The organism is Curtobacterium sp. PhB170, assembly GCF_003752345.1.
In the GTDB taxonomy this organism is placed as follows: Bacteria; Actinomycetota; Actinomycetes; order Actinomycetales; family Microbacteriaceae; genus Curtobacterium.
Genome location: NZ_RJUM01000010.1, coordinates 270,762 through 291,595, shown reverse-complemented (window position 1 = coordinate 291,595; position 20,834 = coordinate 270,762). Strand labels below are relative to the sequence as shown.

At 71.2% G+C, this 20,834-nt stretch carries 17 protein-coding genes; 10 read left to right on the top strand and 7 right to left on the bottom strand.

Annotated elements, in window-relative coordinates; all coding sequences use genetic code 11:
• Position 1 precedes the first annotated feature (1 nt).
• On the top strand, positions 2–469 hold the full coding sequence (locus EDF40_RS18875) for a hypothetical protein (RefSeq protein WP_148053814.1): 468 nt from the start codon (positions 2–4) through the stop codon (positions 467–469).
• Positions 470–474: 5 nt separating this feature from the next.
• Here the strand turns inward: EDF40_RS18875 and EDF40_RS09205 are convergent, their stop codons facing one another.
• The 5 genes from EDF40_RS09205 to EDF40_RS09190 are packed head-to-tail and all read right to left on the bottom strand — an operon-like array spanning position 475 to position 5,099.
• A complete protein-coding gene (locus EDF40_RS09205) occupies positions 475–1,812 on the bottom strand; it encodes an NAD(P)/FAD-dependent oxidoreductase (RefSeq protein ID WP_123339299.1) in 1,338 nt (445 codons plus the stop codon).
• The gene (locus tag EDF40_RS19485) at positions 1,812–1,970 is read right to left on the bottom strand and encodes a hypothetical protein (RefSeq protein WP_260212638.1); all 159 of its coding nucleotides are present in this window, start codon (positions 1,968–1,970) and stop codon (positions 1,812–1,814) included. The genes EDF40_RS09205 and EDF40_RS19485 overlap by 1 nt, the downstream gene beginning before the upstream one ends.
• On the bottom strand, positions 1,967–3,175 hold the full coding sequence (locus tag EDF40_RS09200) for an FAD-binding oxidoreductase (RefSeq protein WP_260212637.1): 1,209 nt from the start codon (positions 3,173–3,175) through the stop codon (positions 1,967–1,969). Before EDF40_RS09200 ends, EDF40_RS19485 begins: the two co-directional genes overlap by 4 nt.
• Before the next feature lie 2 nt (positions 3,176–3,177).
• Positions 3,178–4,620: an aspartate aminotransferase family protein gene (locus tag EDF40_RS09195; protein ID WP_123339298.1), complete on the bottom strand. Its 1,443-nt coding sequence runs from the start codon at positions 4,618–4,620 to the stop codon at positions 3,178–3,180.
• Complete coding sequence (locus EDF40_RS09190) at positions 4,617–5,099, bottom strand: Lrp/AsnC family transcriptional regulator (protein ID WP_035809531.1); 483 nt, start codon at positions 5,097–5,099, stop codon at positions 4,617–4,619. The genes EDF40_RS09195 and EDF40_RS09190 overlap by 4 nt, the downstream gene beginning before the upstream one ends.
• Positions 5,100–5,232: 133 nt before the next feature.
• On the opposite strand from EDF40_RS09190, the gene EDF40_RS09185 reads away from it, so the two are divergent.
• From EDF40_RS09185 to EDF40_RS09165, 5 genes are read left to right on the top strand one after another with little or no spacing between them, the layout of a single operon-like run.
• Positions 5,233–6,687: an aminobutyraldehyde dehydrogenase gene (locus EDF40_RS09185; RefSeq protein ID WP_123339297.1), complete on the top strand. Its 1,455-nt coding sequence runs from the start codon at positions 5,233–5,235 to the stop codon at positions 6,685–6,687.
• Between the two features lie 31 nt (positions 6,688–6,718).
• On the top strand, positions 6,719–7,906 hold the full coding sequence (locus tag EDF40_RS09180) for an ABC transporter ATP-binding protein (protein WP_123339296.1): 1,188 nt from the start codon (positions 6,719–6,721) through the stop codon (positions 7,904–7,906).
• Complete coding sequence (locus tag EDF40_RS09175) at positions 7,903–9,123, top strand: PotD/PotF family extracellular solute-binding protein (RefSeq protein ID WP_221180461.1); 1,221 nt, start codon at positions 7,903–7,905, stop codon at positions 9,121–9,123. The genes EDF40_RS09180 and EDF40_RS09175 overlap by 4 nt, the downstream gene beginning before the upstream one ends.
• The gene (locus EDF40_RS09170; protein ID WP_123339295.1) at positions 9,120–10,055 is read left to right on the top strand and encodes an ABC transporter permease; all 936 of its coding nucleotides are present in this window, start codon (positions 9,120–9,122) and stop codon (positions 10,053–10,055) included. The genes EDF40_RS09175 and EDF40_RS09170 overlap by 4 nt, the downstream gene beginning before the upstream one ends.
• Positions 10,052–10,912 carry an ABC transporter permease gene (locus EDF40_RS09165; RefSeq protein WP_123339294.1) on the top strand — a complete coding sequence of 287 codons (861 nt, stop codon included), beginning with the start codon at positions 10,052–10,054 and terminating at the stop codon, positions 10,910–10,912. The genes EDF40_RS09170 and EDF40_RS09165 overlap by 4 nt, the downstream gene beginning before the upstream one ends.
• A 471-nt stretch (positions 10,913–11,383) precedes the next feature.
• On the opposite strand, the gene EDF40_RS09160 is transcribed toward EDF40_RS09165, so the two are convergent.
• Both EDF40_RS09160 and EDF40_RS09155 read right to left on the bottom strand, forming a co-directional pair.
• Positions 11,384–12,673: a hypothetical protein gene (locus EDF40_RS09160; protein ID WP_123339293.1), complete on the bottom strand. Its 1,290-nt coding sequence runs from the start codon at positions 12,671–12,673 to the stop codon at positions 11,384–11,386.
• Positions 12,670–13,386 (bottom strand): ABC transporter ATP-binding protein, encoded by a 717-nt coding sequence (locus EDF40_RS09155; RefSeq protein WP_123339292.1) that lies wholly within the window; start codon positions 13,384–13,386, stop codon positions 12,670–12,672. Before EDF40_RS09155 ends, EDF40_RS09160 begins: the two co-directional genes overlap by 4 nt.
• Before the next feature lie 86 nt (positions 13,387–13,472).
• Between EDF40_RS09155 and EDF40_RS09150 the strand changes: the two genes are divergently transcribed.
• The 4 genes from EDF40_RS09150 to EDF40_RS09135 all read left to right on the top strand — a co-directional run bounded on the left by EDF40_RS09150 (position 13,473) and on the right by EDF40_RS09135 (position 20,771).
• Entirely contained in the window at positions 13,473–16,040 is a 2,568-nt protein-coding gene (locus EDF40_RS09150) for a carboxylate--amine ligase/circularly permuted type 2 ATP-grasp protein (RefSeq protein ID WP_123339291.1), read from the top strand.
• Entirely contained in the window at positions 16,040–17,824 is a 1,785-nt protein-coding gene (locus EDF40_RS09145; protein WP_123339537.1) for an N-acetylglutaminylglutamine amidotransferase, read from the top strand. The genes EDF40_RS09150 and EDF40_RS09145 overlap by 1 nt, the downstream gene beginning before the upstream one ends.
• A gap of 2 nt (positions 17,825–17,826) precedes the next feature.
• A complete protein-coding gene (locus tag EDF40_RS09140; protein WP_260212636.1) occupies positions 17,827–19,770 on the top strand; it encodes a prolyl oligopeptidase family serine peptidase in 1,944 nt (647 codons plus the stop codon).
• A gap of 83 nt (positions 19,771–19,853) precedes the next feature.
• Entirely contained in the window at positions 19,854–20,771 is a 918-nt protein-coding gene (locus tag EDF40_RS09135; RefSeq protein ID WP_221180460.1) for a GNAT family N-acetyltransferase, read from the top strand.
• The last annotated feature ends 63 nt before the right edge of the window (positions 20,772–20,834 follow it).

Genomic DNA, 20,834 nt, shown 5'->3' with positions numbered 1-20,834 from the left:
CATGTCCGAACGCAACCGTCCCACCGTCCGTCTCCTCGCCGCCGTTGTGGTCGCCGGCTCCGTCGCGGTGCTCGCGACCGGGTGCAGCTTCGTCCAGCAGCAGACGGGCGATGCCTGGTCCGTGACCTACGAGGTCAGCGTCGACCAGCCGAGCGGGGCCGCGCTCACCGACGTGCGCGTCGAGGGCGCCGAGAAGCGCGGCGACGCCCCGGAGGTGCACCGGCTCGGCACGCAGGAGACGAGCACGCAGAAGACGAGCACGGAGGAGACGAGCACGCAGAAGACGGGTACCTGGGAGCACGAGTCGATCGTCCTCGCCGAGCAGCGCGCCTCGGTCCGGGCGACCCCGGCGCGGGGTGCGACGGCGACCTGCCGGATCCTGCTCGACGGCAAGCGCGAGATCGCCACGGAGACCGCTGCGGCGGGTGAGCCCGTGACGTGCTCGGTCGACACCCCCGCCTTCGACTGAGCGGATCAGCCGCCGACGGGCGTCGCGAGCACGAGCGGCTCGACCTCGGAGCCGAGCAACCGCCCGGCCGCCCGCAGTCCGGACAGCAGCGCGCCGTGCACGGTCGCCGGGTCGTCTCCCCACGTGGCCTCGCCGGCGAGTTGCACCCGGCCGGACGGCGCTCCGAGCAGGTCGTGGTCGTCCGGTGACGCCCCGACGTGCAGGTACGAGTAGGAGCCTCGTGCGAACGGGTCGTCGGCCCACCGGGTGATCCGGAACGCCTCGGGTTCGGGGACCGACGGGCCGAACATCCGCCGCAGGCCGCCGATGCCCTCTTCCACGATCATGGCGTCCGGCAGGGTCTCGAGGCGCCGGGCGCCGGTCCCGCCGACCAGTGCGGCCAGTACCGGCGCTCCGGTCACGCGGGACATGTCGTACCAGGAGTGCCAGTCGACACCGGCCGACCCCTGCTGGCGGACCACCCACGACTCGCCCCAGAACCGCTCCGGGAACCGCAGGAACACCTTGTCGTAGACCCCCATCCCGAGCCGGCCCATCGCACCGGTGACCGCCTCGGCGAGCGGCGGGTCGAACGTCACGTCACCGGCCTGCAGCACCCCGAGCGGGACGGTCACGACGACGTCGTCCGCCGTGACCGACGATCCGTCGGCGAGTCCGACCACGACACCCGTCGCGGACTGCGTCACCGACTGCACGACCGCGGACAGCCGGACGTCGAGCCCCTCGGCCAGGGCGGCGGCGTACTGCGCGTAGCCGCCGGGGAACACCACCTCGTCGCCGGGGACGTGTTCCTCTTCGAGGCCGCGGGCGTCGAGGACGGTCACGGGTGCGCCGCAGAGGTCCTCGGAGCGGTGGGCCATGTACTCGCGGACCCGCGCGGCCCGGTCGCCCTGCCACTGCAGGGACCGCAGCACGGTGTCGACGGCGGCCGCGTACGTCGAGGGCGGTGGAGCGTGTGCGACGACGGTGTCCAGGGCGGCGTCGACGGTGTGCAGGTCCGCGACGAACGCCGACGCCTCCGCAGCGGACAGCGGTGCGCCGGAGGGGCCGTGCCACGCGATCGGCCGGCCGTCGAACTGGAAGCTCCCGACGGTGAACTCCACGGTCTCGATGCCGAAGCGGGGAGCCAGGGCCCAGAGCGGGTTGCCGTCGACACCGTGGATCCACGAGGCGCCGAGGTCCACGGGCACGCCGAGCGCGGTGTCGGTCCAGGTTCGGCCGCCGATCCGGTCGCGGGCCTCGAGCACGACCACCCGCTGGCCGTCGACTGCGAGTGCCCGGGCAGCAGCGAGCCCGGCGACCCCGGCCCCCACCACGACGACGTCGGCATCGAGTGCAACCATCAGTGCCCTCCGGTCAACGGTGCCATCAGCCGCGCGGCCAGGCTCGGCCGTCCGGTCAGGGCTTCTTCGCGGTCGGCCAGGTCGGTCGCCACGAGCCCGGCGTTCGCCCCGAGGAACCGGAGTGGCTCGGGCTCCCAGTCGGGTGAGCGGTGGTTCACCCACGGCAGCGCGGTGAGCGGCGACGCGACCCCGCGCACGAGGTCGGCGAGCGTCCGCCCGGCCAGGTTCGTCGTGGAGAGTCCGTCACCGACGTAGCCGCCGGCGGTGCCGACGTGCCCGTCCCAGGTGACGGACGCGCACCAGTCGCGCGGCACCCCGAGCGGGCCGCCCCACGTGTGGGTGATCGGGGCGTCGGCGACGGCGGGGAACAGCTCCACCAGGGAACGCCGTAGGTGCTCGAACACGCGTGGTACCCGGTCGTAGCCGGGGGTGATCGCGGACCCCAGTGGTAACGGGCCCCGCGTCCGCCGAACGCCAGTCGGTCGTCCGCCGTGCGCTGGCCGTACACGAGCAGGTGCCGGTAGTCGGAGAACGTCTGCCCGTGCTCCAGGCCGATGCGGTCCCACACCGCCGCGGGCAGCGGAGCGGTCGCGATCATGAGCGAGTAGAGCGGCAGGATCCGCCGTTTCGTCTGTTCGAGCTGTGCGCCGTACCCCTCGACCGCGATGACGACCGCGCCGGCCGTGACGGTCCCACGCGACGTGACCACATGCCCGTGGTCCCACGACGAGGCGGGCGTGTGCTCCGCGATCCGGACGCCCCGGGCCTCCAGGGCGGCCGCCAGGCCACGCACCAGTGCTGCGGGCTGCACCCGCGCGCAGTCCGGGGTCCACGCGACCCCCGCCGATCCGGCGGCGTCGCCGGATCGCGCCGGGCGCCAGGTCATGGCGTCGCCCCACTCGGCCGCCGAGGCGACCTCGTCGTGCGCCGAGCGTTCCTGCACGGCGGACCGTGCGTAGAGGACGGTGCCGCCCTTCACGTAGTCGCAGTCGACCCCGGCTTCGGACGCTGCACGGCCGACCTCGTCGACGGTGTCGCGCATCGCTGCGCGCAGCGCGAGTGCGGCGTCGCGGCCGTGCTCGCGCGCGACGGACTCGGCGGAGCGCGGGAACAGCGCCGAGCACCAGCCCCCGTTGCGACCGGAGGCGCCGAACCCGGCGATCTCGCGTTCCAGGACGACGATCTGGAGGCCCGGGTCGGCCTGGTGCAGGTACCAGGCGGTCCAGAGACCCGTCAGTCCACCGCCGACGATCGCGACGTCCGCGGTCGTGTCGCCGTCGAGCGGTGGCCGGGGCGCCAGGTCGTCGCGTCCGGTGGACGCGAGCTGGTCGAGCCAGAACGAGACGCCCCGGTAGCCGCTCACGGTCAGATCTTCGACGAGGCCTCGGACAGGACGCTCCGCAGGATCGAGGTGATCTCGCGGAACTCCGGCTGCCCGATGGTCAGCGGCGGAGCGAGCTGCACGACCGGGTCACCGCGGTCGTCGGCCCGGCAGTACAGCCCGGCGTCGAACAGGGCCTTCGACAGGAACCCGCGCAGCAGCCGCTCGGACTCGTCGTCGTCGAAGGTCGTCTTGGTGGCCTTGTCCTTGACGAGCTCGATGCCGTAGAAGTAGCCGTCACCGCGGACGTCACCGACGATCGGCAGGTCCTTCAGGGTGTCGAGCTCGGCCTTGAACAGCGGGGCGTTCTGTCGCACGTTCGCGAGCAGGCCCTCTTCCTCGAAGATGTCGAGGTTCTCCATCGCGACGGCGGCCGACACCGGGTGCCCACCGAACGTGTACCCGTGGTAGAAGGTCATGTCGCCCTTGGAGAACGGCTCGAAGAGCTTGTCGCTGATGATGGTCGCGCCGATGGGGGAGTAGCCCGAGGTCATCGCCTTCGCGCACGTGATCATGTCCGGCACGAAGTCGTAGGTGTCGCAGGCGAACATGGTGCCGATTCGGCCGAAGGCGCAGATCACCTCGTCCGAGACGAGCAGGACGTCGTACTCGTCGCAGATCTCGCGCACCCGCTGGAAGTACCCGGGCGGCGGGGTGAAGCAGCCGCCGGAGTTCTGCACCGGTTCGAGGAACACCGCCGCGACGGTGTCGGGGCCCTCGAACTCGATCATCTCGCGGATGCGCTCGGCCGCCCAGAAGCCGAACTGCTCCTCGGTGCCGCCCGGGAAGCCCATCTCCTCGGCGCGGTAGTAGTTCGTGTTCGGCACCCGGAACCCACCGGGCGTCAGGGGCTCGAACATCTGCTTCATCGCCGGGATGCCGGTGATCGCCAGGGCACCCTGCGGGGTGCCGTGGTAGGCGACCGCGCGCGAGATGACCTTGTGCTTCATGGGCTTGCCCTGGAGCTTCCAGTAGTACTTCGCGAGCTTGAAGGCGGTCTCCACCGCTTCGCCGCCGCCCGTCGAGTAGAAGACCTTGTTGAGGTCGCCGGGGGCGTGCTCGGCCAGGCGGTCGGCGAGCTCGATGGCCGCCGGGTGCGCGTAGGACCAGATCGGGAAGAAGCTCAGCGTCTCCGCCTGCTTCGCGGCCATCTCGGCCAGGCGCTTCCGACCGTGGCCGGCGGCGACGACGAACAGGCCGGAGAGCCCGTCGATGTAGCCCTTGCCGTGGCTGTCGTAGACGTGGTGGCCCTCGCCGCGCACCATGATCGGTACGTCGGCACCGGCCTGGTTCGCGCCGTGTCGGGCGAAGTGCATCCACAGGTGGTCCCGGGACTTCCGCTGCAGGTCGGCGTCGTCGACCGGGGCGAACGGGTCGTAGGAGTGGAGCCGCGTGGGCTGTCCGGTCGTCTGGTCTGAGATGGTCATCGCGTTCCCCAGTCGTAGAGCTGTTTGCGGAGTTGCAGGTAGACGAAGGTCTCGGTGCCGGCGACGCCCGGGATGGCCCGGATCGTGCCGTTGAGCAGTTCGATCAGGTCGTCGTCGTCCTCGCAGACGACCTCGACCATCAGGTCGAAGCTGCCGGCGGTCATGACGAGGTAGTCGACCGCCGGCAGCTGTTCGAGGGCATCGGCGACGGTTCGGGTGTCGCCGCTGACCCGGATGCCGATCATCGCCTGCCGGTGGAAGCCGAGCTGCATCGGGTCGGTGACCGCGACGATCTGCATGACGCCGGTCTCGGTGAGCTTCTGGACGCGCTGCCGGACCGCCGCCTCGCTGAGACCGACGGCCTTGCCGATCTCGCCGTACGGACGGCGGCCGTCCGCCTGGAGTTGTTCGATGATCCGCTTCGAGGTGTCGTCGATCGGTCCCGGACGTCGTGGTGCTGCCGCCATGCCGGACAGCATGGCAGCGAGGCTCGGAGCGCGCAAGGGATTCCGTTGTGAACACCGTGTTTCGCGACGATTTCCGTTGTTACGGTTCTCCACAACCTCCGAATCCGTCTTCCGCGCCGCCGGAATCCGTGTCAGGATCACCGCCATGCTGGACACGACGGAAACGGTGACCACGACGCACGAGGTGCGCAACTTCGTCGGTGGGTCGTTCGTCGAGTCGGGCACGGACACCCGGTTCGACCTGGTCGACCCCACCACCGAGCAGGTCTACGGCACGTCCCCCGTGTCCACGGCTGCCGACGTCGATGCGGCCTTCACCAGCGCGAGCACCGCCTTCGCGACCTGGCGCCGCACGACCCCCGGCGAACGGCAGCTCGCGCTGTTCCGGATCGCGGACGCCATGGAGCAGCGGGCATCGGAGTTCGCCGACCTCGAGTCCCTCGACACCGGCAAGCCCCGGGCCACCCTGGTCGAGGACGAGATCCTGCTGTCCGTCGACCAGATCCGCTTCTTCGCCGGAGCCGCCCGCAACCTCGAGGGCCGCAGCGCCGGCGAGTACATGGCCGACCACACCTCGTTCGTCCGGCGCGAGCCCATCGGCGTCGTCGCCCAGGTCACCCCGTGGAACTACCCGCTCAACATGGCGGTGTGGAAGTTCGCCCCGGCGCTCGCCGCGGGGAACACCACCGTGCTCAAGCCGAGCGACACCACCCCGCTCTCCACCCTGCTGCTGGCCGAGGTCGCCGCCGAGTTCCTGCCGCCCGGCGTGCTCAACGTCGTCGTCGGCGACCGCACCACCGGCGCCGCGATGATCGACCACCCCACCCCGCAGCTCGTGTCCATCACCGGGTCGGTCCGCGCGGGCATGGAGGTCGCCCGCGCCGCCGCCGGCGACCTGAAGCGCACCCACCTCGAGCTCGGCGGCAAGGCCCCGGTGATCGTGTTCGACGACGCCGACATCCCGTCCGCCGTCGCCGGGATCGTCGCCGCGGGGTTCTTCAACGCCGGGCAGGACTGCACCGCCGCCACCCGGGTGCTCGTGCAGGACGGCATCCACGACGAGTTCGTGGCGGCGCTCGCCGCCTCGGCACGTGCGACCGCGACCACCGGCGCCGACACGACCACCCCGTACTTCGGCCCGGTGAACAACGCGAACCAGCTCGCCCAGGTCCGGTCCTTCGTCGACACCCTGCCCGACCACGCCACGATCGAGCTCGGCGGCGGGCGGCAGGGCGACGTCGGCTACTTCCACCAGGCCACGATCGTGTCCGGCCTGCGCCAGACCGACCGCATCGTGCAGCAAGAGGTGTTCGGTCCCGTGCAGACCGTGCAGCGCTTCACGACCGAGGACGAAGCACTGCGCGCCGCGAACGACGTCGAGTACGGGCTCGCGAGCTCGGTGTGGACGACCGACCACTCGCGGGCGATGCGCTTCGCCCGTGACCTGGGCTTCGGGTGCGTGTGGATCAACACCCACATCCCGATCGTCGCCGAGATGCCGCACGGCGGCTTCAAGCACTCCGGCTACGGCAAGGACCTGTCCCAGTACGGGTTCGACGACTACACCCGCATCAAGCACGTCATGTCCTACATCGGCTGACCCCGATCCTTCCGAAGCAGCAGGAGGCACCATGGCAATGACCGGCACGTTCGCCGAATCCGGAGCCGATCTCCGACTCGAGCAGATCACCAAGTCGTTCCCCGGACACACCGCGGTCGACGCGCTGGACCTGACGGTGCCGGCCGGCTCGTTCTTCGCCCTGCTCGGCCCCTCCGGCTGCGGCAAGACCACGACGTTGCGGCTCGTCGCCGGGCTCGAGGAGCCCACGAGCGGCACCATCACGATCGGCGGCGAGGACGTCACCGACACGAAGCCCTACCAGCGGCCCGTCAACACGGTGTTCCAGAACTACGCGCTGTTCCCGCACATGAGCGTGCTCGACAACGTCGCGTTCGGCCTGAAGCGGCGACGGATCCCGGACCCGATGGCGAAGGCGCGCGAGGCCCTGCACCTGGTCGAACTCGATGCCTCGGCCGACAAGCGCCCCGCCTCCCTGTCCGGCGGCATGCAGCAACGCGTCGCCCTGGCCCGCGCGATCGTCAACCGGCCGGCCCTGCTCCTGCTCGACGAGCCGCTCGGCGCGCTGGACCTGAAGCTCCGCCACCAGATGCAGCTCGAACTCAAGACGATCCAGGCCGAGGTCGGGCTCACCTTCCTGCACGTCACGCACGACCAGGAAGAAGCGATGACGATGGCCGACACGGTCGCCGTCATGAACGGCGGCCGGATCGAGCAGATGGGCAGCCCCCAGGACCTGTACGAACTGCCCCGCACCGCGTTCGTCGCGAACTTCCTCGGTCAGTCGAACCTGCTCGAGGGCGAGGTCCGCGGCACCGACGGCCCGCTGCTCGTGGTCGCGACCCCGGCGGGCACCATCGCCGTCCCGGCCGACCGCGCCGTCCGGACCTCGGGCAGCGTCGTCGTGGGCGTCCGTCCCGAGAAGCTCAAGATCCGCACCTCGGAGCCCACCCCCGAAGCCGGCCGCAACATCCTCGGCCCCGGCCGCGTGGTCGACGTCTCGTTCTCCGGGGTCAGCACGCAGTACCTGGTGGACGTCCCCGGAGCCGGCCGCGTCTCCGTCTTCGCGCAGAACTCGAAGGGCGGACCGCGGATCGCCACCGGCACCGAGGTCTGGCTCACGTGGGGCGTCGACCACGGTTTCGGCCTGGAGGCGCACCCCGCGTCCGACCAGACCGTCACCACCCACGCCGCCACGGGCCTCCAGTCCGCACCCGCCACGGCAGGATCGCTCGCGTGACCGGCGGGGGACCCGGCCCGGACCTGCTGCGCGGACTGACGTCCGTGCGCGTCAGCCGACGCGGCCTGCTCGCCGGCGGAGGAGCCGCCGCGCTCGCGGCGCTGCTCACCGGGTGCAGCATCAAGGGCTCAGCCGCCTCCGGCGCCGAGAACGCCGTCGACTGGACCGCGTTCTGGAAGGACGCCAAGGCGACGAAGCAGCTGAACTTCGCGAACTGGCCGCTCTACATCGACTCCGACCACGGCAAGTCCGAGTCGCTCGCGCTGTTCCAGCAGGCCACCGGCATCAGCGTCGACTACCAGGCGGTGATCCAGGACAACGCGACGTTCTACGCGACCGTCTCGCCGATCCTGCGGGCGCAGGGTGCCACCGGCTACGACCTGGTCGTGATGACCAACGGGTTCGAGCTGACCCAGATGATCAAGAACGGCTTCGTGTGCGAGCTCGACCACTCGCGGCTGCCGAACTTCGCGGCGAACGCGGGTGACTCGGTGAAGGACCCGACGTACGACCCCGGCAACAAGCACTCCGTCGTCTGGCAGACCGGGTTCACCGGGATCGCCTACAACCCGAAGTACATCGACCGCGAGATCACCTCGTTCCAGGACCTGCTCGACCCGGCGTTCGCGGGCCGCGTCGGGCTGATGAGCGACAACACCGAGCTCGGTTCCCTCGGACTGCTCGCGAACGGCATCGCCCCGGAGACGTCCACCCCGGCGGACTGGCGGAAAGCGCAGGCGTGGTTGCGGAAACTGCGCCCGAGCGTGACCGGCTTCTACGACCAGAGCTACATCAACAAGCTCGAGAACGGCGACACCTGGATCACCCAGGCCTGGTCCGGCGACGTCTTCCAGGCGCAGCAGTCCGGGTTCGAGGACCTGAAGTTCGTGACGCCGGAGGAGGGCCAGATGATGTGGCACGACAACCTCATGATCCCCCGGCAGGCAGCGAACCCGGTGGCCGCCCTCGAGTGGATGGACTTCTACTACACGCCGAAGATCGCGGGCATCGTCGAGGACTGGGTCAACTACGTCTGCCCGGTCCCCAGCGCCGAGGCCTACGTCCGTGACGAGCTCGACGACGCGACGGTGGCGGACAGCCCGCTGGTCTTCCCGGACTCCGACGTGCTGGACCGGTCGCACGAGTTCCGGGTGTTCGAGAACTACGACGAGTACTCGGAGTGGAACGGCATCTTCAACGCGGTGGTGCAGTCGTGACCGCCGTCGGGGTCGCCGGCCCGGGTGCCGCACCGACGCCGGGTGCCGGTCCGGCACCGGTCCGTCGGGGACGCCGTCGCAGCACGCCCTTCCTGCTCGCGTTGGTCGGGACCGCGTACCTCTGCGTGTTCTTCGTCATCCCACTCGTTTCCGGGCTCATCGTCTCGCTCATGTCGGGCAACCCGGACGACGGGTACACCTTCACGTGGAACTGGGGGATCTACGGCTCGCTGTTCATCGACCCGCAGGTGCCCTACCTGACGTTCCTGCTCCGGTCCCTCTGGTACGGCGCCGCCGCCACGGTCGTGACCATCATCGTCGGCTACCCGGTGGCGTACTTCATCGCGTTCCGGGTCTCGCCGCGGTGGAAGAACCCGCTGCTCATGCTCGTGTTCGTGAGCTTCCTGGTGTCGTTCATCATCCGCACCGACATGTGGGCGTTCGTGCTCGCGTCGCAGGGTCCGGTCGTCACCTTCCTGCAGGCGATCGGCCTGGCAGGCAAGGACTTCCACATCCTCGGCACCGGCGGCGCGGTGATCTTCGGCGACGCCTACAACGACCTGGCGTTCATGGTGCTGCCGATCTACGCCGCGCTCGAACGCATCGACCCGCGACTCGGCGAGGCCGCCAACGACCTCTACGCCGGCAAGTTCCGGGCGTTCTGGCACACCACGCTGCCGCTGTCCCGCTCGGGCATCTTCGCCGGCGTCCTGCTCGTGTTCATCGACAGCGTCGGCGACCCGGTGAACTCTGCCCTGCTCGGCGGCACGAACACGTACACGATCGGCCAGGCGATCCAGGACGCGTACTCCGGCAACCAGCAGTACAACGTCGCCGCGGCACTGTCGACCGTGCTCATGGTCGTGCTCGGCATCATCCTGTTCATCTACGCCCGCGTCTCCGGCACCGACGACCTCGAGGACCTCGTATGACCGCCGTCGCACCGTCTCGTCCGTCCACCGTGACCACCTCGTCGCCCGTCGTCCACCGCCACGGCGTGAACCGTCGCGGGCCCTGGCTCGCGATCGTCTACTGGGTCACCATCGCGATCACGCTCGTCCCGATCGTCTACATGATCGTGTACTCGTTCAACGACGCCCCGACGAACCGGCTGTCGTTCGCGTGGAACGGCTTCACGACGTACTGGTACGCGAACCTGGTCAACGTGTCCGGGCTCGGAGCCGCGTTCGTCACCTCGGTCGTCGTCGCGTTCCTGGCCGCGATCATCTCGGTCGCGATCGGGCTGCCGCTGGCCCTCGCGCTCGAGCGGTACCGGTTCCGCGGTCGCGGTGCCGTGAACGCCGTGGTGTTCGCGGACATCGCGGCGCCCTCGATCGTGGTCGGCTCGGCGTCGCTGTCGTTCTTCCTGTCGGTGGGGCTCGGCACCGGGTTCCTGACCGTGCTCATCACCCACGTGGCGTTCGACGTCGCGTACGTCGTGGTGGTGCTCCGCGCCCGGATCTCCGGCACGTCGCGGGTGCTCGAAGAGGCCGCGAGCGACCTCGGGGCGACGCCGTTCCAGGCCTTCCGGCTCGTGACGCTGCCGTTGCTCGCGCCGGGCATGCTCGCGGCCGGGCTGCTGGCGCTCGCGATGTCGATCGACGACTACGTCATCACCTCGTTCGTCGCCGGGCCCGCGGTCACGTTCCCCCTGTTCGTCTACGGCGCCGCGAAGGCCGGGATGCCGCCGCAGGTGCTGTGCTTCGGGACGCTCGTGTTCGCGGTGGGGCTGCTCGTGGCGCTGCTGAACGGTGCGCTGAACCGGCGCCTGGCCCGGACGCGCGGGTAGGCGCCGGCCTGCACGGTGCGGGTTGTGCGGGCTGGTGCGAGGTTGCGCGCATGGTGCGTGCTTGTGGCGGCGCACGGTGCGTGGAACCTCGCACGGGGTGGCGAGGTGCGCACGGTGCGGACGGGAGGCGCGTGGCGGACGGGCGCCGTGCCTCCCGTCCGCCTGTGCGGTGCGTCCACAGCACGGTGCGGGTTGCGCGGGCTGGTGCGAGGTTGACCGCATGGTGCGTGCTTGTGGCGGCGCACGGTGCGTGGAACCTCGCACGGGGTGGCGAGGTGCGCACGGTGCGGACGGGAGGCGCGTGGCGGGCTGGCGCCGTGCCTCCCGTCCGCCTGTGCGGTGCGTCTACTGCACGGTGCGGGGTGCGCGGGCTGGTGCGAGGTTGACCGCATGGTGCGTGCTTGTAACCGGGCACGGTGCGTGGAACCTCGCGCGGGGTGAAGAGGTCCGCACGGGGTAACGGTCGTGTGCTCAGACCGCCGTGTCCACGAGCTGCGGGCCAAGCGCCCGACGCCGGGCCTGCAGCACTGGGGAGACCATCGCGGCGACCATGATGACGAGCCCGATCGCGACCACGAACGGCAGTGGCCGGAGCGGGTCCGTCCAGGTCGTCAGTGCGGCGGGCCCACTCGCCAACGCCAACGGAAGCGCGATGAGGACAGCCGTGACCACGACGGCGACGGCTTCGAGGACCGCCGCGACGAGCGCCGTCCGGAACGTGCCGCCGGTCACGACGAGCAGGGCCACGTCGCGTCGTCGGCTGAGCGTGGTCATCACGACGGTGGCAGCGCCGGTGAAGAGGACGATGAGCACCGGCCCGCCGAAGATCGCGAGGCCGCCGAGGTAGTACGCGGGGGAGTCCCACACGCCCGCCAAGCCGGTGAGCGACCCGAGCAGCATCGCCACGGAGAGCAGGGCGATCGCGGAGTGGCTGCGCGTGAGGTGGTACCGCAGCGACTCGCGCGCGAGGAACCACGCGGCGGGTGACCCTGGCAGTGCCGCGGTCCACCCGGAGACCAGCGCTCGGCAGAGCCACGGTGCCGCGGCGATGACGCAGACCATGACCGGCACGAGGAAGACCATCGAGATCCCGCGCTCGCCCATGAGGTTGAGGGCGTACAGCGCGATGGCAACCCCGCCGGACACCCACACGATCACCTTGCGGCCGACGCTCGGTCGCGGTGGTTCGAGCTCGGGCTCACGGACGGCGAACAGCGCCGGAGTGCTCGAGGCGGCCCGCGCGGCACCGATCGCACTCAGCAGCACGGTGAGCTCGAAGGCTGCGAAGGCGATGAGCCCGTCGGGCACGCCGAGTCGGGGTTCCAGGGCCGGGCTGCCCGTGCTCCGCATCGGGGCGGAGAGGAAGGCCATCAGGGACTGCAGCGTGAGGGGCATCACCGCGAGGGCCACGGCGAACGCGGCCAGTGACACCGTCGCGGCCTGCGCGAAGACCACGCGTCGGATCAGCGCCGGGCCGATGCCACCGAACTGCCAGAGCGCGTGGTTCCGGCGCTGGATCCGGATCGAGAACGTCACGAGGACGTTGAGCGCCCCGATGACGACGATGGCGTTCATCGCGCCGAACACCAGCGCGTGGTTGCGGAGGGCGTCGGCGTCCGCCCGGTCGGCGATCCCCGCAGCGGTCGAGACGTCGCCCGCGCAGACGAGCGCGACGACGGCTGCGAGGACCATGACGACGAACGTCGAGACCCAGAGTCGCCAGGCCCGGAGGACCTCGGCGAGGACGAGTCGCGCGATCACCTGGACACCGCCGCGAGGACGTCGGTCACCGACGGATCGATGAGCTCACGATGCAGCCGACCGTCGCGCAGGACGAGCACTCGGTCGCCGAGCGCCGCGGCTTCGAGGTCGTGCGTGACCATCACCACGGAGCGTTGCCCGACGGCCGCCGCTCGCAGGAGTTCGAGCACACGGGCACCGGACTCGGTGTCGAGGGCGCCGGTCGGTTCGTCGGCGAACACCACGTCGGGTGCCGTGACGATGGTGCGGGCGATCGCGACACGCTGCTGCTGTCCACCGGAGAGCTGTCCGGGACGGTGCCGGGCGACCGCCGTCAGTCCCACCGCGTCGAGGGCGTCCCGGACGACGGCGCGATCGACGGATCCGGTCGACAGTCGGAGGGGCAGCGCCACGTTCTCGAACGCCGTCAGCGCCGGGATGAGGTTGTACGACTGGAACACGAACCCGAGGTGGTCTCGGCGGAACGCTGCGAGGGCGTCTCCGCGGAGGTTGGCGAGGTCGGTGCCGTCGATGCGCACGGTGCCGGCGGTCGGGGCGTCCAGTCCGGACAGGCACTGGAGGAGGGTCGACTTGCCGGAGCCGCTGGGCCCGACGATCGTGACGAGTTCGCCGCGGCCGATGGTCAAGGTGACGTCGTCGAGGACGGTCACGTCACGGCCTGCGGAACTGGGGAACCGACGCGTCAGCGCCGTGGACTCGATGAGTGCGGTCATCGATCCAATATATGACATATGTTACGAGCATGCGTCGGGCGGTGTGCCGCGGCGCGCACCACAGCCGCCGCGCGTAGGTTCCAGCCATGAGTGCAGAGCTGACGCTCGGCGCCGAGGAAGAGCTGCACCTCATCGACCTCGAGTCCGGCCGACTTTCCGCGAAGGCCCCGCGCCTTCTGCCCAAGCTGCCCGCCGACCGCTTCGGCGCGGAACTGCAGCGCACGACCATCGAGACGAACACCCCCGTGGTGCGCACCCTCGACGACCTGCGGCGGGTGATCGTCGACCTGCGCCGAGAGCTCAGCGCCGCGATCGCACCGGCAGGGGTCACCATCGCGTCGGTCGGGACGGCGCCGCGGTCCGAGTACGCCGACTTCGAACTGACCAGCGGCGGACGCTACGGCCGGATGCAGGAGCAGTACCGGATGCTCGTCGACGAGCAGCTCATCTGCGGCCTGCAGGTGCACGTCGGGGTGAGCGACCGCGACCTGGCGGTGCAGATCGCCCAGCGGGTCGCGCCGGTGCTGCCGGTGCTGCTGGCCCTGAGCGCGTCGAGTCCGTTCTGGAACGGGCAGGACACCGGGTACTCGTCGTTCCGCAGCATCATCTGGCAGCGGTGGCCGTCGGCCGGCAGCTTCGGACGGGTGTCGAACGCGGCGGAGTACGACAAGGTGCTGGACGACCTGATCGCGTCGGGGGTGATCGCCGACAAGAAGATGGCGTACTTCGACGTGCGGCCGTCGTCGCACGCTCCGACGCTCGAACTCCGGGTCTGCGACGCCACCCCGATCGTCGACGACGCGGTGCTCATCGCCGGGTTGTTCCGGGCCGCGGTGCGGAAGGCCGAGATCGCCGTCGAGTCGGGCGCCGAGTGGCACCCCCGCAGCGAACCCCTGCACCGTGCAGCGATGTGGCAGGCAGCGCGCACGGGGCTGAGCGGCGAACTGCTCGGCCTCGGGCAGCACCCGGACCGCCTGCCCGCCGAGGTCGCCGTCCGGCAACTGGTGTCCCGCCTGCGCCCGGAACTCGAGGAGCTCGGCGACTGGGGCACCGTCACGGACCTGCTCGAGGACACCCTGGCCCGCGGCAACTCCACCGATCGACAGCGCACCGCGTACGCCGAGCGCGGTGAGCTCGACGACGTCGTCGCCCTGGTGGTCGAGGACACCGCCGGCACGCCGTCCGGACGTGACGAGGACCCGGCGGTCGCGGTCCCCGGGTACCGCGTGCGCGCCGGCGACGAAGCGGTCGGCCCCGGTGCCCGCCCCCGTCCGGCGTTCCGCGACCTGGCGACGTACTTCACCGCCTGGGACGCCGACACGACGAACGAGCACTGCGCCGCACGCGACGCCTGGGCCCGCGAGCACGAGGTCGGCTTCGTCGTGGACGGCGGCGTTCAGGCGTTCGGGTGCGACCTGGTGCCGCGGACGATCAGCGCGTACGAGTGGTCGCAGCTGGAGCGCGGCCTCGGGCAGCGCGCACGGGCGATCGAGCTGTTCCTGCGCGACGTGTACGGCGAGCGGCGGATCGTGGCCGACGGGGTCATGGACGAGCACCAGTTCGTCGGTGCGAACGGCTGGGACCCCGACGCCTCGCGCCTGCCCGGTCACGCGGTGCGGGCACCTGTGCTCGGCTTCGACCTGGTGCGGAACGAGTTCGGCGGCTGGCGGGTGCTCGAGGACAACGTGCGCTCGCCCTCCGGGGTGGCGTACGGCATCGCCCTCCGCGAGCTCATGGACGCCGTCGTGCCCGACGCGCCCCGTCCGGCGCTGTTGCGGGACCCGCACGGCGTGACCGACCGCCTGCACGAGACCCTGCGCACCAACGCGACCGCGGTGACCGGCAACCCGGACCCGGTGCTCGCACTCGTCAGCGACGGCCCCGCCGCCGGCGCGTGGTTCGAGCACCGCAGGCTGGCCGACGGAGCCGGGCTGCGCCTCCTGGCCGGGTCCGACCTGGACGTCCGTGACGGACGCGTGGTCGACGCGACGACCGGCGACGTGCTCGACGGCCTGTACCTGCGGATCGACCGCGACGTGCGGGCCCTGACTGCTGACCACGCGCCGGAGCTGGGCGCCCGCGTCCTCGACGTCGCCGAGGCCGGACACGTCCACCTGTCGAACGCTCCGGGCAACGCCCTGGTCGACGACAAGGCGATGTACGTCAACGTGCCGGACCTGATCTGGTACTACCTGGACGAGAAGCCGCTGCTCGAGTCGGTGCCGACGTACCGCACGAGCATCGAGGGCGAACGCCTGTCGGTCCTCGACCGGGTCGGCGAACTCGTGACGAAGCCGGTCGACGGCGAAGGCGGACGCGGGGTCCTGATCGGGCCGAGCGCGAGCGCTCCCGAGGTCGCCGAGCGACGGCGTGAGATCGCCGCGGATCCTGCTGGTTGGGTCGGGCAGGAAGTGGTGCAGCTGTCGTCGCACCCGACCATCGGACCGGCGGGCCTCGACCCCCGGCACGTCGACCTGCGCGCGTTCGTCTACCTGACCGGGACCGGAGCGGACGACGCGCACCTCGCCGACGTCGCGCTGACCCGGGTCGCGCCCGAGGGCAGCATGGTCGTGAACTCGTCGCGCGGCGGCGGGGCCAAGGACACGTGGATCGTGGGATCCGCCGCGACGGCGGCGGCCGAGGGAGAGCGCTGATGTGTGGACTCGCGGGCGAGATCCGGTTCGACGGCACGGCCCCGGACGTCGGAGCAGTGGCGCGGATGACCGGGTGCATGGTGCACCGCGGCCCCGACGGTGACGGGCTGTGGGCACGCGGGCCGGTCGCGCTCGGGCACCGACGACTGTCGATCGTCGACCTGTCCACCGCCGGTGCACAGCCGATGGTGCTGCCCCGGGCCGGACTGACGATCGCCTACAACGGCATGGTCTACAACTACGAGCAGCTGCGTGACGAGCTGCGCGGCAAGGGGCACGAGTTCTTCTCGACGTCGGACACCGAGGTCATCGCCGTCGCCTACGCCGAGTGGGGCACGGCCTTCGTCGAGCACCTGATCGGCATGTTCGCCATCGCGATCTGGGAACACGCCAGCGGCCGACTCGTGCTCGCGCGGGACCGGCTCGGCATCAAGCCGTTGTACGTGGCACAGGTACCTGGCGGGCTCCGCTTCGCGTCGTCCCTGCCTGCGGTGCTGGCCGGCGGCGGCATCGACACGTCCATCGACCCCGTCGCCTTCGCGTCCTACATGAGCTTCCACTCGATCGTGCCCGCACCCCGCACGATCCTGTCCGGCGTCGGCAAGCTCCCGCCCGCCACGGTCCGGGTGATCGAGCGCGACGGCACATCCCGCGACACCGTCTACTGGGAGCCGCGGTTCGAACGCGACCCGGGCAAGGCCGACTGGACCGATCGCGACTGGGAGCAGGCGTTCATCGGGTCGCTCCGCACCGCGGTCGAGCGCCGCATGGTGGCCGACGTCCCCGTGGGCGTGCTGCTGTCCGGCGGCATCGACTCGTCCCTGGTCGTCGGACTGCTCGCCGAGGCCGGGCAGCAGGACCTCGCCACGTTCAGCATCGGCTTCGAGGCTGCGGGCGGTGAATCCGGCGACGAGTTCGAGTACTCGGACCAGGTCGCGGAGCACTTCGGCACCGACCACCACCGCATCCACATCCCCTCGTCGCGCCTGCTCGACGGCATCGACGGTGCGGTCGCCGCCATGAGCGAGCCCATGGTCAGCCACGACTGCGTCGCGTTCTACCTGCTGTCGCAGGAGGTCTCGCAGCACGTCAAGGTCGTGCAGTCCGGCCAGGGTGCCGACGAGGTGCTCGCCGGCTACGACTGGTACCCGCCGCTCGCCGACGTCCCCCGCGACCAGGCGGCGGAGGCCTACCGCTCCGTGTTCATGGACCGCCGCTGGCCGGCGCTGCAGGGGCTGCTCGGGGAGCGCTGGAAGAGCGACGACGACACCCCGTCGGCGTTCGTGGACGCCACGTTCGCGGTTCCGGGCGCGGAGACGAGCGTCGACGCTGCGCTCCGCAGCGACACGATGACGATGCTCGTCGACGACCCGGTGAAGCGCGTCGACAACATGACGATGGCGTGGGGCCTCGAGGCGCGCGTGCCGTTCCTGGACCACGAGTTCGTCGAGCTCGCCGGCGCGATCCCGCCCGCGCTCAAGCTGTCGGACGGCGGCAAGGGCGTCATGAAGCGAGCGTCGCGCGGCATCGTCCCCGACAGTGTCATCGACCGCAGCAAGGGGTCGTTCCCGGTACCCGCGATCCGGCAGCTCGAGGGCCCGTACCTGGAGCGGGTGCGCACGGCACTGCACGCGCCGGAGGCACGTGAGCGCGGCCTGTTCGACCCGGGTACGGTCGAGCGGATGCTCCAGGACCCGAACAGCACGCGGACCGAGATCGGCGCGAACGCGCTCTGGCAGCTCGGCCTGATCGAGATGTGGCTGCAGCAGCAGGGGGTGCGGTGAACGTGGGTTCCATCCGGACTGGAGGCTCGGCGAGCGTCGCGTCGTCGGCCGACGTCCGTCCCTCGGTCACGACCAGGGCCGCGGCCGACCTGGGTGAGCGGCTCGCCGCCGCCTGGGGGTCGTGGGGCCCCACCATGACCCGGAACGCCCGGCGCGTGGCGTTCGTGTCCGACCGGCACGGCACCCCCGAGGTGTTCGTGCAGGACGTCGTCGTCGACGGCGAACTGCCCGAACCGGTCCGGATCGCGCTGTCCGACGACCCCGTGATCCGGGTGTCGTGGTCGTCCGACGGGGAGTGGCTCGCCGTGGCGATCGCGACCGACGGCGGCGTGAAGCAGCAGGTCTGGGTGGTCCGGCCGGACGGCACCGACGCCGCGCAGATCGCCGGTTCGCGGTACCAGCACGCCGAACTCGGCCCGTGGAGCCGCAGCGGGCACCGGGTCGTCATCACGCTGCCCTCGACCGAAGCCGACCAGCCGGCCCGCTCGTACCTGGTCGACCCGGTGTCCGGCGACCGCGACGACCTGGCCGTCGGCGAACTCATCCACATCCTCGACCTGTCGGTGGAGGAACGGCTCGTCGTGCTCAGTGACGGGCAGCGTGGGCAGGAGTTCGTCGTCGTGGTCGACCGGCTGACCGACGAGAGCCACGCCCTGTTCGCCGACGACCCCGACGGGTCCGCCGAGATCGCGTTCCTGCGGCCCTCGCCCGCGAGCGAGACCAGCCCCCTCGTCGCCTACGTCGCCACCGAGGCCGGACTGCCCCGCCGCGGACTCGTCGCGCAGCCGGTCGGACCACACGGCTGGCGTGGTACGCCCCGACGGATCATCGAGCGCGCCGACGCCGAACTCGAGTACCTCGACGCCGACGACGCCGGCCGCACGCTGCTGCTCGTCTGGAACGTCGACGGGCGCAGCGAACTCGACCTCATCAACACCCACGACGCCTCGCGCACCCCGGTGCCGGACCTGCCCGGGTACGTCGTCACCGACCCGGTGCTGAGCCGCGACGGCCGGAGCGTGCTGCTCGCCGTCGAGGGCCCCACGCGACCGCGGGAACTCTGGCGGCTCGACACGAACGCGCTCACCTGGAGCCGGGTCACCGACGTGCCCACGCTGCCGGACGTGCAGCTGGTCGAGCCGACGCTCGAGCGGTTCGCCGCGCGTGACGGACTGGAGCTGACCGGCTGGCTGTACCGGGCGGTGGAGCCGGCCGCGTCGGTGGCGGATGCCGACGACGTGACGCGGGACGTTCCTCCCGGCCCGCGCGCAGCGCTCGTCCACCTGCACGGCGGACCGGAGTCGCAGGAACGACCCACGTTCTCGCCGCAGCACCAGGCGCTCGCCGCAGCGGGCGTGACCGTCCTCGCCCCGAACATCCGCGGATCGTCCGGGTACGGACACGAGTTCGTGCACGCCGACGACCTGGCCCTGCGGTGGAACGCGCTCGCCGACGTCGTGGACTGCGCACGGTTCCTGGTGTCGAACGGGTACGCCGACCGCTCCCGGGTGGCCGTCGAGGGCCGCTCCTACGGCGGGTACGTGACCCTCGCGTCGGTGGCGTTCACGCCCGACGTGTTCGCGGCCGGTGTCGCCGTGTGCGGGATGAGTGACTTCGCCACGTTCTACCGGGACACCGAACCGTGGATCGCCTCTGCCGCTGCGACGAAGTACGGGCACCCCGTCGACGACGAAGCGCTGCTCGCGGCCCTGTCGCCGATGCGTGCCATCGACGACGTCACGGCGCCGCTGCTCGTCGTGCACGGCGAGCTCGACACGAACGTCCCCATCGGCGAGGCGCACCAGGTGGTCGCGGCGCTGCGGGAGCGGTCGCACGACGTCGAGTACCTGGAGCTCGCAGGCGAGGGGCACGAGTACCGGCGGGCATCGTCGCGGGCGCTGCTGGTGCGGCGGATGGTCGAGTTCGTGGCGGCGCGCTTGGCGTGAGGCGCTGGCGGGGTGCTCGCACCGCGCCGTCACGGGGTGCAACGATGCGCCGGCGGCGCTCGCCGCGGGCAGAGAATGGTGGGATGACGACGACTGCGCCGACCTCGACCGCGCTGCCCCGACCGGGAGAGGTCCGCGTGGCCTCGGCAGCGGAGGTCGAGCAGGTCGTCCAACGCGCCACGAACAACTACGCCTCCGGGGTCGTCGCGGACACCGCCGGGTGGGCGGACGGCGATCGTCGGCGGATCGAGGACCTCGGGTTCCGTGGTGGTGATGCCCGCGGTGAAGCGCTCCGGACCCTCGACCTGACGATCGGCGACGACGGCACCCCGACGCGGATGCTCGACGCGCCCGCGATGGCCGCGCTGAACAGCCACCACGCGAGGTTCGCCGAGCGGCGCGGCGACGTGGTCCGCTACCGGACCGACGTGTCGGTGTGGACGGGGATCCCCGAGCAACCCACTGCGCAGGACTGGGAGGACGTCCGGGCGCTGCTCGGTTCTGGCGGGATGCTCGGCGTCGGTGCCGCTGCTGTCCTGCCGTCGGGGTGGGAGCTGGTCGAGGGCGCCGGCGGCGTGCAGCTCACCGGTGAGGCCATCGAGGGGGTCCCCGACGACGAGGCCGTCGTGCTGACGCCCGACGACGTGCCGGAGATGACCGCCCTGGTGGAGCGGACGAAGCCGGGGCCGTTCCTGCCGCGCACCATCGAGCTCGGCACGTACCTGGGCATCCGGCGCGACGGGCGGCTCGTCGCGATGGCGGGGGAACGGTTGCACCCGCCGGGGTGGACCGAGATCAGCGCCGTGTGCACCGATGCGGAGTACCGAGGCCAGGGGTTCGGGCGGCGGCTGGTGCTCGCCGTCGCGCACGGGATCCGGGAGCGCGGTGAGACCCCTCTGATGCACGCGGCTGCCGGGAACACCGGGGCGATCGGGCTGTACCAGCACCTCGGGTTCCGGTTGCGGGACCGTGGGGCGCCCCGGTTCGTGCGGGTGCCCTGACCGGCACTTCGGGGGGTTGACGACCCGAGGGGCGCTCCGCACACTGTCTGGACCGCACCGAGG